This is a genomic window from Rhodococcus sp. ARC_M12 (assembly GCF_022810385.1).
GTDB lineage: Bacteria > Actinomycetota > Actinomycetes > Mycobacteriales > Mycobacteriaceae > Rhodococcoides > Rhodococcoides navarretei.
The window spans coordinates 444,888-458,352 of sequence record NZ_JALGQI010000001.1 but is presented as its reverse complement, the minus strand read 5'-3'; the positions used below and the strand labels follow the sequence as shown (position 1 = coordinate 458,352).

The window sequence follows — 13,465 nt, the reverse complement described above, 5'->3', positions numbered from 1 at the left end:
AAGCGAATCGAAGACGAAGACGATGGAGGACAGATCGTGATTGACGAAGCTCTCTTCGATGCCGAAGAGAAGATGGAAAAGGCCGTATCGGTTGCACGTGACGATCTGTCCTCCATTCGTACCGGACGTGCCAACCCCGGAATGTTCTCCCGCATCGTCATCGAGTACTACGGTGCTCTGACACCGATCACTCAGCTGGCCAGCATCAGCGTTCCCGAAGCCCGTCTGGTGGTCATCAAGCCGTACGAGTCGAGTCAGCTCGGACCGATCGAAACCGCCATCCGCAACTCCGACCTCGGGGTCAACCCCACCAACGATGGCAACCTCATTCGCATCGGGGTTCCGCAGCTCACCGAAGAACGTCGACGGGAGTTCGTCAAGCAGGCGAAGGGCAAGGGCGAGGACGCGAAGGTGTCGATTCGCAACGTCCGCCGAAAGACCATGGAAGAGCTCAAGCGGATCCAGAAAGACGGCGAAGCAGGCGAGGACGAGGTCGTCCGCGCCGAGAACGATCTCGACAAGACCACCGCCAAGTACACCGCTTCCGTGGACGAACTCGTCAAGCGCAAAGAGGGCGAGCTGATGGAGGTCTGATCGGACCTCTCTGGCTGCTTTTCACAACGGACGACGATGATTTTCGAGGAGATGACAACAGTGGTGGGACCGGAGCGGCAGGAGGGCAGCGGTACGCCCGCCGCGCCGTCCGGGGTCGCCGCCGCGAAGTCGGCAGGCAAGGCCGGCCGGAATCTACCCGCTGCGATCGGCGTCGGCGGGACCCTGGGGATCGGGCTGATTCTCGTGCTGGTCTTCGTGCCTCTGGTCTGGATCGGGGTCGTGGCCGTCGCGTTGGCCGTCGCCACCTACGAGGTGTCGAAGCGACTGCGCGAGGGCGGCGTACTCGTACCGCGCATTCCCCTGATTCTCGGTGGTCAGGCGATGATCTGGCTCGGGTGGCCGTTCGGGGCAGTAGGCGTACTCAGTGCAGCGGTCGGCACCGTCGTGGTGTGCATGGTGTGGCTGCTGCTGCGGCAGGGATTCGGCACCGCTCCGAAGAATTACCTCGAAGAACTGTCCGTCACCGTTCTGGTGGCATGTTGGTTGCCTCTGTTGGCCTCGTTCACCGTCCTGATGGTGCTCCAGGACAACGGAGCAGGCCGTATTCTCGTGTTCGTCATAGGCGTCGTATGTTCGGACATCGGCGGCTACATCGCGGGGGTGTTGTTCGGAAAGCACCCGATGGCCCCGGCGATCAGTCCCAAGAAGTCCTGGGAGGGACTCGTCGGCTCGCTGATCTTCTGCATCATCGGATGTCTGCTGACGGTGACGCTCATTCTCGAAGCCAACTCGCTGATCGGAATCCTGCTCGGTGTGGTGCTGGTGGTGACCGGAACCTTGGGCGACCTGATCGAGTCGCAGGTCAAGCGCGATCTTCGCATCAAGGACATGGGCACCCTGTTGCCCGGCCACGGCGGTATCATGGACAGGCTCGACTCCCTGCTGCCCTCGGCGTTCGTGGCGTGGCTCGTCTTCACCGTGCTCCTCTGAGCCGACCGACCGCAGGCGTGCGCAAAGATGTCACCGGGGTGATCCCCAGCCCGAACATCTGGAACTGGCCGCACCTGTACGAGGCAGAGAATCGCGCCCAGGACGTCCACGGTGCTCTCTTCGACGCGATCCGTTCGGTTGCGGACTGGGCATCGAAGACGGTCGTGGACGTCGGCTGTGGCAGCGGCTTTCACCTCCCGACATTCGCAGTCGACGCCGAACGGGTACTGGGCGTCGAACCGCACGAGCCGCTCGCTGCCTCGGCTCGCGAGCGCGTCGCCGAGCTACCGAACGTCGAGGTGCGGACCGGCCGGGCGGATTCCCTTCCGGTGGGCGACGGCACCGTGGACGTCGTCCATGCACGGACGGCGTACTTCTTCGGGCCGGGCTGTGGGCCGGGAATCGTCGACGCCATGCGAGTGCTCGCGCCGGGAGGCGCGTTGGTGGTGGTGGATCTGGACGCGACGGCGTCGCCGTACGGGGATTGGATGCGGGCCGATCTACCGCACTACGACCCGTCCACCGTCGAGGCGTTCTTCGAGGCGCAGGGTTTCGCACTGACCCGCGTCGACACGAGGTGGTCGTTCCCGAATCGACGCATACTGCGCGATGTGCTGGGAATCGAATTCGGCCCACGCGTTGCGCGCGATGCCATGAAGTCGGTGGACGGTGTCTCGTTCGACGTCCGATACCGAGTCCACGTTCGATACAAGCCGACCGGAATCGAGTTGCGTTAGCGATCCGGTGGACTCGGCCGACGCACCTCGACTGCGGGCGGTGTCAGGAGGCGGCAGGGATCCCGAAGATCTCGGCCAATTCGTTGATCTTGAGTGCTTTCGCAAGACGAGGCAGGTCGCTCCCGTCCTTGACGTGCGCTCCGTCGGCACCGAGGGCATCGATGACATCGCGAGCCCACGACACATCGGTGGGCGACGGGGCGAGCTCGCGGTTGACGATGGCAGCCTGTTCGGAGTGCATGCACAGCTTGCCCGTCATCCCCATCGACAGGGTCAGCGCTGCGTCACGTCCGAGGATGCTGTCGTTGGCCGTCAGTGTCGGTCCGTCGATCGGTCCTGGAATACGCGCTGCGCGGGAGGAGACGACGAGGCGCGAACGGGGGTACGCCATCGCCAGGGGGTCGTCACTCATGCCGGTGTCGCGGCGGAAGTCGCCGCTGCCGAAGGCGAGACGGAACGTCGAGTCTGCGCGAGCGATCTCTGTCGCGGCTTCGAGGCCCATCGCCGATTCCACCAGTGCCAGGATCGGTGTACCGGGTGCCAGGCGAGCAGCCGTGGCCTCGACCTGGCCGCCGCTCTCGGTCTTCGCGAGCATGACACCGACCAGTCCGGGCAGACCGGACAACGCGGCGAGGTCATCGGCCCAGTACGGGGTCGTTGCATCGTTGATGCGGACCCACGCGGAGTTTCCTTCGCCGAGCCACCGCACGACGGCCTCGCGTGCGGCCGGCTTCTTGGCCGGCGCGACTGCGTCTTCGATGTCGAGGATGACAGCGTCGACTCCCGACGCAACCGCATCGTCGAAGGTATCGGGCTTGGTGGCCGGTACCAGCAGCCAGGACCGTGCACGGTCGGGGGCAACGCCGGATGCCACTGGTGTCTCCATGAAAGTTGTCACGTCATGCTCCTCGAGTGAAGTGGGGCACCTCGATCCTGATCGATTCAGTCGCTGCGCGCCACCTTCTGTGCATAGTGTTCACGACCGGTGCTGCTGCTACTTCTTCTTCGTTGCGCGTCGGACCTGAAGGATCCGAGCTCCGCCGACCATCGCCATCACCAGTGCGCCTGCGATCGCTGCCAGCAGCATGCTGATGCCCAGTGGCAGATCGAGCTGCCAGGCGAAGATCTGTACGGTGACGGAGTCGAGATTCTGCACGATGAACACGAGCAGAACTACCAGGACCACGGCCCCGACCACCAGACCGGTCCACAGCGCAGCAGTGCGAGTGTGGGCGATGTCGGTGGAGCTACCTGTCTGCGACTCCGGAACGAACTCGGGATCCGGCGCGGAATGACCGTCCGAATCCGGACTCGTGATGGGAGCGAGGTCACCCGAGGCGCTGTGGTCGCCGGGGTGAACCGCGCCTGATGTGTCCAGCGATGTCTCGTGACTGTCGTCAGCTCTGGTGCCCATGTCGATGATCCTTCCGCACGTGAAGGCCGAATGCACGCGCATCCGGCCACGACCTCGATACCCATCGGGTAACGGACGGAAACCGGCGCGAATAGGACTGCGAGGCAATCGGGTGGACAATGGAAATATGCAGCGTCAGCGAAAGATGTGGGGTGGAGCATGAGTGACTCCGCAGAGGCAACGAACACGTCGACCGAGCAGAAAAGGCCCAATCTGCCCCTGGTCTTCACTGCGCCGCGTCGCGGTATGCCGTCGCGTCACCTGGCTGACCTGGACAAACAGGGTCTGCAGGATGCGGTGAAGGCGCTCGGTCTGCCCGCGTTTCGCGCCGATCAGTTGGCCCGGCACTACTACGGGCGTCTGGAGGCCGACACCACGAAGATGACCGACCTCCCCGCCGAGGCGCGCGAGAAGGTGGGCGCGGACCTCTTTCCGACCCTCCTCACGGCCGTCAATCACCTCGCCTGTGACGACGGTGACACCCGAAAGACGCTGTGGAAGGCCAACGACGGAACGCTTCTCGAAAGTGTCCTGATGCGGTACCCGGATCGGGCCACACTGTGTATCTCCAGTCAGGCCGGGTGCGGAATGGCCTGTCCATTCTGTGCGACCGGTCAGGCCGGTCTGACGAGGAACCTGTCGACGGCCGAGATCGTCGACCAGGTCCGTTCGGCCGCCGCTGATCTACGTGACGGCGCGGTGCACGGCGGTGAAGGCCGACTGTCGAATGTGGTGTTCATGGGGATGGGCGAGCCGCTGGCCAACTACAAACGCGTCGTCGCCGCAGTGCGCAAGATCGTCTCACCCGCACCCGACGGACTCGGCCTCTCGCAGCGCTCGGTGACGGTGTCGACGGTCGGTCTGGCACCGGCAATTCGGAAGCTGGCGGACGAGGGACTGTCGGTGACGCTGGCGGTGTCGTTGCACACGCCCGACGACGAGCTCCGCGACACGCTGGTTCCCGTCAACAACCGCTGGTCGGTGGCCGAAGTGCTGTCGGCAGCAAGGTACTACGCCGACCGGACCGGTCGGCGTGTGTCGATCGAATACGCCATGATCCGAGACGTGAACGATCAGCCGTGGCGAGCAGACATGCTGGGCAAGAAGTTGCACAAGGCACTCGGATCTCGGGTGCACGTGAACCTGATTCCGCTCAATCCGACTCCGGGTAGCGAGTGGGATGCCAGCCCGAAGCCGGTGGAGAGAGAATTCGTTCGAAGAGTGATTGCGCAGGGTGTGTCGTGCACCGTCCGCGACACCCGCGGTCAGGAAATCGCAGCGGCGTGCGGTCAGCTGGCAGCCGAGAACTGAAAACGCTGTCAGCGGGGCTTGCGTCGGACGATCACGTCTCGCACGACGAGGCCGACCAGCGTCAGAGCAAACCCGATCAGCCACAGATCCTCGACCTTGCCGGTGTGGTTGCCGATCATCATGAACAGCAGGAACACGGCGACGACAATGGCGGCCACGCGCATCGCGCGGTTCGATTCACCACTCCAGCCCCACTCGGCGGACGGCACGTCCGGCACCTCGTTGCGGGTATCGACGACCGGGTCGTACGAAGCGGATTCCAGTTCGGTATTTGCCACCGGTCGGTCCTCTCGGGTGATGAATCTCGTAGTCGTCCTTCACGAGGCGTCGAGACTGCCGCGTTGCGACAATATTGGCATACGACCGCCCGTCGTAGCCATCAGGGTTGTGCTCACTCGGCGCAGGTGTCGGCTTCGGTGAGAGACTGCGGCGGTGACGTCCGAGCGCCTTCCTCATCCGCTGAGCCGGTTTCCGATGAACTACCCCCGAGACATGGTCGGCTACGGCCGCACGCCACCGCATGCGCAGTGGCCGGGCGAGGCGAACATCGCCGTGCAGTTCGTCCTGAACTACGAGGAGGGTGCGGAGAACAACGTCCTCGACGGCGACACCAAGTCCGAAACGTTCCTGTCGGAAATGATCGGGGCACAGGCGTTCCCGAACCGCCACATGAGTATGGAGTCGCTCTACGAATACGGTTCGAGGGCCGGCGTGTGGCGGGTGCTCAGGGCGTTCGAGAAACGGGACCTGCCACTGACGGTGTTCGCCGTCGCCAAGGCCATGGAGCGGAACCCGGAAGTGGTTGCCGCACTGGCAGAGTTGGGCCACGAGATCGCCTGTCACGGGCTGCGCTGGCTGTCGTATCAGCAGATCGACGAGAACGTCGAACGTGAGCACATGGCCGAGGCCGTGGCGATCCTGCGGGAGCTGACCGGTTCGGCCCCGCAGGGCTGGTACACCGGGCGCGACTCACCGAACACCCGGTCGCTCGTGGTCGAGCACGGCGGCTTCGTATACGACTCGGATTCCTACGCGGACGATCTGCCCTACTGGGAGAAGGTCTCTCGTGGCACCGAGGTGGTCGATCACCTGGTCGTGCCCTACACGCTCGACACCAACGACATGCGCTTCGCCTCGCCCGGGGGTTTCTCGACCGGAGACGAGTTCTACGCACATCTACGGGACGCCTTCGACGTGCTCTATGCCGAGGGGGAGGAAGGCAGCCCCAAGATGCTCTCGGTGGGACTGCACTGCCGGCTGGTCGGCCGACCGGCTCGCATCGCTGCCCTCGAACGCTTTCTCGATCACGTCGGATCTCACGAGAAGGTGTGGGTCGCAAAGCGGATCGACATTGCCGAGCATTGGCGCGCCGTGCACCCGCCCGGTTCCTAGCTCTGGCGTGGCGACGTGCACACCTTCGCCAACGCGGTCAGATACCGGTCGGTGAACAGCGCTTGGACCCGCCGGCCCACCGGACCGCCGAGCCTGGTGTACCAGCGGCCGGGTTTCGAGAACGCCGTGATGTGCGCAGTGACGGTCCCGTCGGCGGGGGAGTAGTCGACGTGGAACAGTTCCTCGCCGGACTCGGGATGGCCGTCGAGGGTGCCGTAGGCGAAGCCCTGCCGGTTGGCCTCGTCGATGACGTACACCACTCGGCACGGGATACGGATGGGCCCGAGCGTGAGAACGACCACGGCGTCGGGGACGGCGTCGTCGCTGGAGTGGACGGTCAGGCCGGCACCGCGATGCATGTCCCAGCGCATCAGCGCATCGGCCGCGGCCACGAAGTCCTCGACTCCGGATCCGATGACCCTCGACTTCGCGACGTAGTGGTAGCCGGCCGGGAGCGTGTCCCTCGTTGCCCCTACATCGGCGTAATTGAACGATGCCGCGCGATACTTCGAGACGTCCATGGCCTCCAGCGTGCCAGCTACGGCGGCGCATAGGAGTTTCTCAGCCTCGGTAGGCAACAATGGACCGGTGCCAGACCATCGTGAGCGAACGACCTCCTCGGATCGTCCCGAGCCGATTCGCGTGTTGCTGTTGGGGAGCACCGGCTCGATCGGTACCCAAGCGCTCGACGTCATCGCCACCGACCCCGACCGTTTTGTGGTCGTCGGTCTTGCGGCGGGCGGTGGGAACATCGACCTTCTTCGCCGTCAGATCGCCGAGACCGGTGTTCGGCGGGTTGCCGTGGCCGACCCCGCCGCGGCCGCCGAGCTCGACTTCCCCGGGGTCCTGAGCGGGCCCCGTGCGGTGACCGAGCTCGTCGAGTCGACGCAAGCCGACGTGGTGCTCAATGCGCTCGTGGGCTCGCTCGGTCTCGAACCGACGTTGGCGGCCCTGAAGACCGGAGCCCGGCTGGCGTTGGCCAACAAGGAATCGCTGGTGGCAGGCGGAGATCTCGTGCTCGCTGCCGCCGCGCCAGGACAGATCGTTCCGGTGGACTCGGAGCATTCTGCGCTGGCGCAGTGCCTGCGCAGCGGCAACCGAGGCGAGGTGGATCGACTGATCCTCACCGCATCGGGTGGACCGTTCAGGGGCTGGAGCGAAGCGGAACTGAAGTCGGTGACCCCTGCCCAAGCCGCGGCTCATCCCACCTGGTCGATGGGTCCGATGAATACGTTGAACTCGGCAACCCTGGTCAACAAGGGCCTCGAGTTGATCGAGGCGCATCTGTTGTTCGGCGTGCCCTACGAGAAGATCGACGTCACCGTGCATCGGCAATCCATCGTGCATTCGATGGTCACGTTCGTCGACGGCTCCACCATCGCTCAAGCCAGCCCACCGGACATGAAGCTGCCGATCGGACTTGCGCTCGGCTGGCCCGATCGGGTGCCGGACGTCGCGCGCGCCCTCGATTTCACCGCAGCGTTCTCCTGGGACTTCGAGCCACTCGACGATCGAGTGTTCCCTGCCGTGCAGCTGGCCCGCGAGGCCGGAATCATGGGCGGGTGCATGACGGCGGTGTACAACGCGTCCAACGAGATCGCCGCCGACGCATTCCTGGGCGGCCGCATCGAATTCCCCGAGATCGTGCAGACGGTACGGGCGGTTCTGAGTGACGGCGGCGGGGACTGGTCTGCGGTGCCGACTACCGTGGACGACGTTCTGGCGGCGGATTCCTGGGCTCGCGCTCGTGCGCGTGAGCTCCTGAAACAGAAGGGTCTCTGACTCACATGGCGTTCGCTATAGGTGTCGTGCTGTTCGCCGTCGGTATCGGTGTGTCGATCGCACTGCACGAGGCGGGACACATGTGGACCGCGAAAGCGCTCGGCATGAAGGTTCGCCGGTACTACATCGGTTTCGGCCCGAAGATCTTCTCCTTCCGACGCGGCGAGACGGAGTACGGTCTCAAAGCCATTCCGGCAGGCGGGTTCTGCGACATCGCCGGAATGACGGCCATCGACGAGCTCGCCCCCGACGAGGTCGAACGAGCGATGTACCGGCAGAAGACGTGGAAGCGCATCGTCGTCATGGTCGGCGGAATTGCCATGAACTTCGTGCTCGGAATCGTGTTGGTCTACACATTGGTCCTCGGGTGGGGAACGCCGGATCAGGTGACGCCGACGACGACGGTCCAAGGCGTCGTCTGTGTCAGTACGACACAGACCGAAGACGGTGAACTTGCGCCGTGTTCGGGAGACGGTCCTGCGGCAGCAGCCGGACTGCAAACGGACGACATCATCACCGCAGTCAACGGTGAGCCGACCGAGGTCTGGTCCGAGGTGGTTCTCGCCATCCGGGACTCGACCGGGTCGGTCGAGCTGACGGTCGATCGCGACGGTGTTTCGCAGACTCTCGATGTTCCGATCCTTCAGGTTCAGCGATACGTCATCGATCCTGACACCGGAGCGAAAGAATCGACGACGGTCGGGGCGGTAGGCATTACCGGTGGTCCTCCGCCGAACATCATGTACAACCCGATCGAAGCGGTGCCCGAGACGTTCGTCTTCACCGGCGACATCTTCGTGCAGACCGGCAAGGCTCTGGTGCAACTGCCGACGAAAGTACAGGCGCTGTGGGAGTCGATCTTCGGCGGTGAGCGTGGCCTCGACACTCCGATGAGTGTCGTCGGAGCCAGCGTCATCGGCGGCCAAGCGGTGGAGCGTGACGACTTGGTGACGTTCGTCGGACTGTTGGCGTCGCTGAACTTCTTCCTCGGTGCGTTCAACATCGTGCCGCTGCTGCCGTTGGACGGTGGCCACATCGCCGTGACGATCTACGAGCGGATTCGTAACATCTTCCGCAACCGCCGTGGCCTGCCCGACGGTGCGCCGGTGAACTACATGAAACTCATGCCGGTCACCTACGTGGTCATCATTGTTTTCATCGGGTTCTCCTTGTTGACGCTTACCGCGGACATCGTCAACCCGATCCAGATCTATCAGTAGACTCGTCAGTCGTAGCTAGGAAAGAAGGCCACTCGTGACCGTGTCAGTCGGATTGGGAATGCCGGCACCGCCGGTGCCCGTACTTGCGCCTCGCCGTAAGACGCGGCAACTGCAGGTCGGGTCGGTGGGAGTGGGCAGCGACAGCCCCATTTCGGTGCAGTCGATGTGCACCACCAAAACCCATGACATCAACGCCACGCTGCAGCAGATCGCAGAGCTGACGGCGTCGGGTTGCGACATCGTTCGTGTGGCATGCCCCACACAGGACGACGCGGATGCGCTGTCGATCATCGCCAGGAAGAGCCAGATCCCGGTGATCGCCGACATCCACTTCCAGCCCAAGTACATCTTCGCCGCGATCGACGCCGGTTGCGCCGCAGTACGCGTCAACCCGGGCAACATCAAGGAATTCGACGGACGGGTCAAGGAGGTCGCGAAGGCCGCCGGCGACGCGAACATTCCGATCCGTATCGGCGTCAACGCCGGATCGCTCGATCCTCGGTTGATGAAGAAGTACGGCAAGGCGACGCCGGAGGCACTCGTGGAGTCCGCGCTGTGGGAGGCGGGCCTGTTCGAGGAACACGGATTCGGGGACATCAAGATCTCGGTCAAGCACAACGATCCGGTCGTCATGGTCGCTGCCTACGAGCAGCTCGCTGCACAGTGCGACTACCCGCTGCACCTCGGCGTCACCGAGGCAGGCCCCGCGTTCCAGGGCACCATCAAGTCTTCGGTGGCATTCGGTGCACTGCTGTCCAGGGGAATCGGCGACACCATTCGCGTCTCTCTGTCGGCCCCGCCAGCCGAGGAGATCAAGGTGGGCAACCAGATTCTGCAGTCACTCAATCTGCGTCCCCGCAAGCTCGAAATCGTCTCCTGCCCGTCGTGTGGACGGGCGCAGGTGGACGTGTACACCCTCGCCGACGAGGTCACCGCAGGTCTGGAGGGCATGGAGATCCCGCTGCGCGTCGCCGTCATGGGATGCGTCGTCAACGGTCCGGGCGAAGCGCGCGACGCGGACCTCGGAGTGGCGTCGGGCAACGGCAAGGGCCAGATCTTCGTCAAGGGCAAGGTCATCAAGACGGTGCCGGAGGCACAGATCGTCGAGACCTTGATCGAGGAAGCGATGCGCATCGCCGAGGAATTCGAGAAGGATGAGGCTGCAGACGGTGGCGCACCGGTCGTGACCGTCAGCTGATCCGGTTCGACCGGTTCGGTGTCCGGTTTGCCGCTCTGCCACCGGGGGAACATGTTCTCTGGAATGATTCGGTACACGCTCGGTCGGTGTGTATGCGGTAGGTGGTCAGGAGGTCGGTAGGTGCTCAAGCTCCTCGGTGCGAAGCCTCTCGGTAATCGAGACGTTGCGCATGTCCTGCGGGTGCTCGACGCCGACCCGGTCGCGACCTGCATGGTCGCCGCTCGGGTGCAGGAATCCGGACTGGATCCGAGGTCGTTTCACGGTGAGATGTGGAGCCGAGGCGGCCCGGACGAGTCGTTGTGTTTCTACGGTGCCAACCTCGTCCCTCTGCTCGGATCCAGTGACGATCTGCGTTCGTTCGCCGATCGTGCGTGCCGTGGCCCACGATTGTGTTCGTCCTTGGTCGGTCGAGCCGAACTGACACTGCCGCTGTGGGAGATGCTCGAGACGGACTGGGGCCCGGCGCGCGAGGTCCGCGGCGAGCAACCGCTGCTGGCCACGTCCGTTCGGTCGTCCATCACGCCGGATCCGTATGTACGCCTCGTTCGCCCCGAAGAACTGGATGTGTACCTCACTGCGGCCGTCGCGATGTTCATCGAGGAGGTCGGTGTGGATCCGCGGCTGAACGACGGCGGTCGCGGGTATCGTCGGCGCATCGCGAGTCTGATTGCCGCGCAGCGTGCCTGGGCCCGATTCGAGGACGGCCGGGTGGTGTTCAAGGCGGAGATCGGATCGCAGTCGGCGACGGTGGGGCAGATTCAGGGAGTGTGGGTCGACCCCGACCGACGCGGTCACGGTCTCGGCGCGTCCGGTACCGCCGCGGTGGTGAACTCGGTGGTCCGCCAGGGCCGCACCGCCAGCTTGTACGTCAACAGCTTCAATTACGTCGCCAGACGGGCCTACGCGAAGATCGGCCTGACCCAGGTCGCAACGTTCACCACGGTGCTTCTGGACTAGGGCACTTCCACTCGATCAGGTTGTGGCGAACCGCGATTCGTTGCCGCAGCACAAGGCGATGCCCTATTACGATGGGGCGCAATGAGATCACGTGGTGCAACCGAAGTGCGGTATCGAGTCGGAGCGGTATCGGTGGTCGGAGCCGTCATTGCTGCCGCCCTCACCGGATGCACCCCGAAGCCCGACGGCCCGGAGCCGGCGGCCCAGGCTTTTCTGGCCGCCTTCGAGTCCAATGACATCGCGACGGCAGCGGCCGACACCGACAAGCCCGATGCGGCGGCCGCTGCACTGACCGAGGCGTGGACCAACCTGCAGGCCGAGGCTCTGGATGCCGAGACGACGTCGGTACAGGTCGACGGTGACACCGCCACGGTCGGCTACACCTACCGGTGGCAGTTGCCGAAGGATCGGGTGTGGACGTACGACGGTCAGCTGAACATGGGCCGAAGCGAGGGCGAGTGGGTGGTGCGCTGGACGGCATCGGACATCCATCCCAAGCTCGGTGACACCCAGACCATGTCCCTGCGGTCGACGGCCGCTCCGCGTGCGCGAGTCAACGAGCGTTCCGGGACCGATGTGCTGGTGCCCGGGGTGGTACACCGAATTACGTTCGACGCGGCGGAAGCGAACAACGTAGTGGCCTCCGCGACGGCGCTGTCGACATTGCTGACGCGGTTCGACGCGTCCATCACCGCGCAGTCCATCGTCGAATCCGCCACCTCCATCGACGGCGACTACCCGGTGGTATTGCTTCGAGACAGTGACTACCAGCCGATCTCGGCCGCACTGACCGAGATCCCGGGAGTCACCGCGTCCGACGAGTCGGATCTGGTGTCCACCGACCCCACGTTCGCGCCGGACCTGGTGAGCCAGGTCAAGAAGGCCGTCATCGACGAGGTCGACGGCAAGGCGGGGTGGAGCGTGGTCACCACGAACCGCAACGGCGTCGACATCGATGTCCTCACCGACACCCCGCCGGAGCCCTCTCCGTCGTTCTCGATCAGTCTCGATCGCAACATTCAGGTCGCGGCGCAGCGAGCGGTGAATGCGCGCACCGAGCAGGCGATGACCGTGGTCATCCAGCCGTCGACCGGTGCCATCCTGGCGGTGGCACAGAACCCGGCTGCCGATCGGGACGGGCCGGTCGCGTCGGCAGGCCTGTACCCACCCGGCTCGACGTTCAAGATCGTCACCGCCGGTGCCGCCATCTCCGGTGGACTCGCGACTCCGGGCAGCACCGTCCCGTGCCCGGGTCGCATCGTGATCGGCGAGCGCAGTGTGCCCAACTACAACGAGTTCGCCCTGGGTGACGTGACGATGAGTACTGCGTTCACTCGTTCGTGCAACACCTCGTTCGCCAAGCTGGCCAGCGAGATGGCCCCCGACGCATTGACCGTCGCGGCCTCTCAGTTCGGCGTCGGCCCGGACTACGACGTCGTCGGATTGCCGACCGACTCGGGTTCGGTGCCACCGGCCGAAGAGCTCGTCCAGCGGACCGAGGACGGCTTCGGTCAGGGCAGAGTGGTCGTGTCGACGTTCGGTATGGCACTGGCCGCCGCGACGGTGGCCCATGGCTCGACGCCGGTGCCGAACCTCTTGATCGGACGAGACACCGTGATCGACGGAGATCATCCTCCGATCGAACCGGCGATGGTCGACGGACTGCGCGGGATGATGCGTTCGGTGGTCACCAGCGGTACGGCCGAACGCATCGCAGACCAGGGCGAGGTCTACGGCAAGACCGGCGAAGCGGAGGTCGACGGCGGTTCGCACTCGTGGTTCGTCGGTTACCGCGGTGACATCGCCTTCGCCACCCTCGTGGTGCGCGGCGGCAGCTCGGACAACGCGGTCGCGGTGACCCGCGAGATGTTCGAGCAACTGCCGCCCGGGTACTGACCGCGCTGCGGCG

At 64.7% G+C, this 13,465-nt stretch carries 14 protein-coding genes; 10 read left to right on the top strand and 4 right to left on the bottom strand.

The window, feature by feature from the left end; all coding sequences use genetic code 11:
- The first annotated feature begins 36 nt into the window (after nucleotides 1-36).
- Genes frr through MTX35_RS02115 form a run of 3 tightly spaced genes read left to right on the top strand, consistent with a single transcriptional unit; the run spans nucleotide 37 to nucleotide 2,282 of the window.
- On the top strand, nucleotides 37-594 hold the full coding sequence (gene frr / locus MTX35_RS02125; RefSeq protein ID WP_243593362.1) for a ribosome recycling factor: 558 nt from the start codon (nucleotides 37-39) through the stop codon (nucleotides 592-594).
- A gap of 51 nt (nucleotides 595-645) precedes the next feature.
- The gene (locus tag MTX35_RS02120; protein ID WP_243593361.1) at nucleotides 646-1,545 is read left to right on the top strand and encodes a phosphatidate cytidylyltransferase; all 900 of its coding nucleotides are present in this window, start codon (nucleotides 646-648) and stop codon (nucleotides 1,543-1,545) included.
- Nucleotides 1,546-1,583: 38 nt separating this feature from the next.
- On the top strand, nucleotides 1,584-2,282 hold the full coding sequence (locus tag MTX35_RS02115; protein WP_243593621.1) for a class I SAM-dependent methyltransferase: 699 nt from the start codon (nucleotides 1,584-1,586) through the stop codon (nucleotides 2,280-2,282).
- Between the two features lie 43 nt (nucleotides 2,283-2,325).
- Here MTX35_RS02115 and MTX35_RS02110 read toward each other — a convergent pair whose 3' ends face one another.
- Together MTX35_RS02110 and MTX35_RS02105 are read right to left on the bottom strand one after the other, a co-directional pair.
- Complete coding sequence (locus tag MTX35_RS02110) at nucleotides 2,326-3,168, bottom strand: CoA ester lyase (RefSeq protein WP_279393306.1); 843 nt, start codon at nucleotides 3,166-3,168, stop codon at nucleotides 2,326-2,328.
- Between the two features lie 108 nt (nucleotides 3,169-3,276).
- Nucleotides 3,277-3,696, bottom strand: coding sequence for a lipopolysaccharide assembly LapA domain-containing protein (locus MTX35_RS02105; protein ID WP_243593359.1), 420 nt, complete (start codon nucleotides 3,694-3,696; stop codon nucleotides 3,277-3,279).
- 159 nt (nucleotides 3,697-3,855) lie between these two features.
- Here MTX35_RS02105 and rlmN point away from each other — a divergent pair, with 159 nt between their 5' ends.
- Nucleotides 3,856-5,007, top strand: a complete 1,152-nt coding sequence (gene rlmN / locus MTX35_RS02100; RefSeq protein ID WP_243593358.1) for a 23S rRNA (adenine(2503)-C(2))-methyltransferase RlmN — start codon at nucleotides 3,856-3,858, stop codon at nucleotides 5,005-5,007.
- Nucleotides 5,008-5,015: 8 nt separating this feature from the next.
- On the opposite strand, the gene MTX35_RS02095 is transcribed toward rlmN, so the two are convergent.
- A complete protein-coding gene (locus tag MTX35_RS02095) occupies nucleotides 5,016-5,285 on the bottom strand; it encodes a DUF2631 domain-containing protein (RefSeq protein WP_243593357.1) in 270 nt (89 codons plus the stop codon).
- 196 nt (nucleotides 5,286-5,481) lie between these two features.
- On the opposite strand from MTX35_RS02095, the gene puuE reads away from it, so the two are divergent.
- Nucleotides 5,482-6,399, top strand: coding sequence for an allantoinase PuuE (gene puuE, locus MTX35_RS02090; protein WP_243593620.1), 918 nt, complete (start codon nucleotides 5,482-5,484; stop codon nucleotides 6,397-6,399).
- On the opposite strand, the gene MTX35_RS02085 is transcribed toward puuE, so the two are convergent.
- A complete protein-coding gene (locus MTX35_RS02085) occupies nucleotides 6,396-6,920 on the bottom strand; it encodes a DUF1990 family protein (RefSeq protein WP_243593356.1) in 525 nt (174 codons plus the stop codon). The two genes, puuE and MTX35_RS02085, sit on opposite strands and share 4 nt — an antisense overlap.
- On the opposite strand from MTX35_RS02085, the gene dxr reads away from it, so the two are divergent.
- The 5 genes from dxr (at nucleotide 6,919) to MTX35_RS02060 (ending at nucleotide 13,452) form a co-directional block, all read left to right on the top strand.
- Entirely contained in the window at nucleotides 6,919-8,181 is a 1,263-nt protein-coding gene (dxr, locus tag MTX35_RS02080) for a 1-deoxy-D-xylulose-5-phosphate reductoisomerase (protein ID WP_279393287.1), read from the top strand. The genes MTX35_RS02085 and dxr overlap by 2 nt on opposite strands.
- Nucleotides 8,182-8,186: 5 nt before the next feature.
- Nucleotides 8,187-9,401, top strand: a complete 1,215-nt coding sequence (locus MTX35_RS02075) for an RIP metalloprotease (RefSeq protein ID WP_243593355.1) — start codon at nucleotides 8,187-8,189, stop codon at nucleotides 9,399-9,401.
- A 34-nt stretch (nucleotides 9,402-9,435) separates the two neighbouring features.
- On the top strand, nucleotides 9,436-10,599 hold the full coding sequence (gene ispG, locus MTX35_RS02070; RefSeq protein ID WP_243593354.1) for a flavodoxin-dependent (E)-4-hydroxy-3-methylbut-2-enyl-diphosphate synthase: 1,164 nt from the start codon (nucleotides 9,436-9,438) through the stop codon (nucleotides 10,597-10,599).
- Between the two features lie 120 nt (nucleotides 10,600-10,719).
- The gene (locus MTX35_RS02065) at nucleotides 10,720-11,556 is read left to right on the top strand and encodes a GNAT family N-acetyltransferase (RefSeq protein WP_243593353.1); all 837 of its coding nucleotides are present in this window, start codon (nucleotides 10,720-10,722) and stop codon (nucleotides 11,554-11,556) included.
- An 81-nt stretch (nucleotides 11,557-11,637) separates the two neighbouring features.
- The gene (locus MTX35_RS02060; RefSeq protein WP_243593352.1) at nucleotides 11,638-13,452 is read left to right on the top strand and encodes a penicillin-binding transpeptidase domain-containing protein; all 1,815 of its coding nucleotides are present in this window, start codon (nucleotides 11,638-11,640) and stop codon (nucleotides 13,450-13,452) included.
- Nucleotides 13,453-13,465 lie beyond the last annotated feature (13 nt).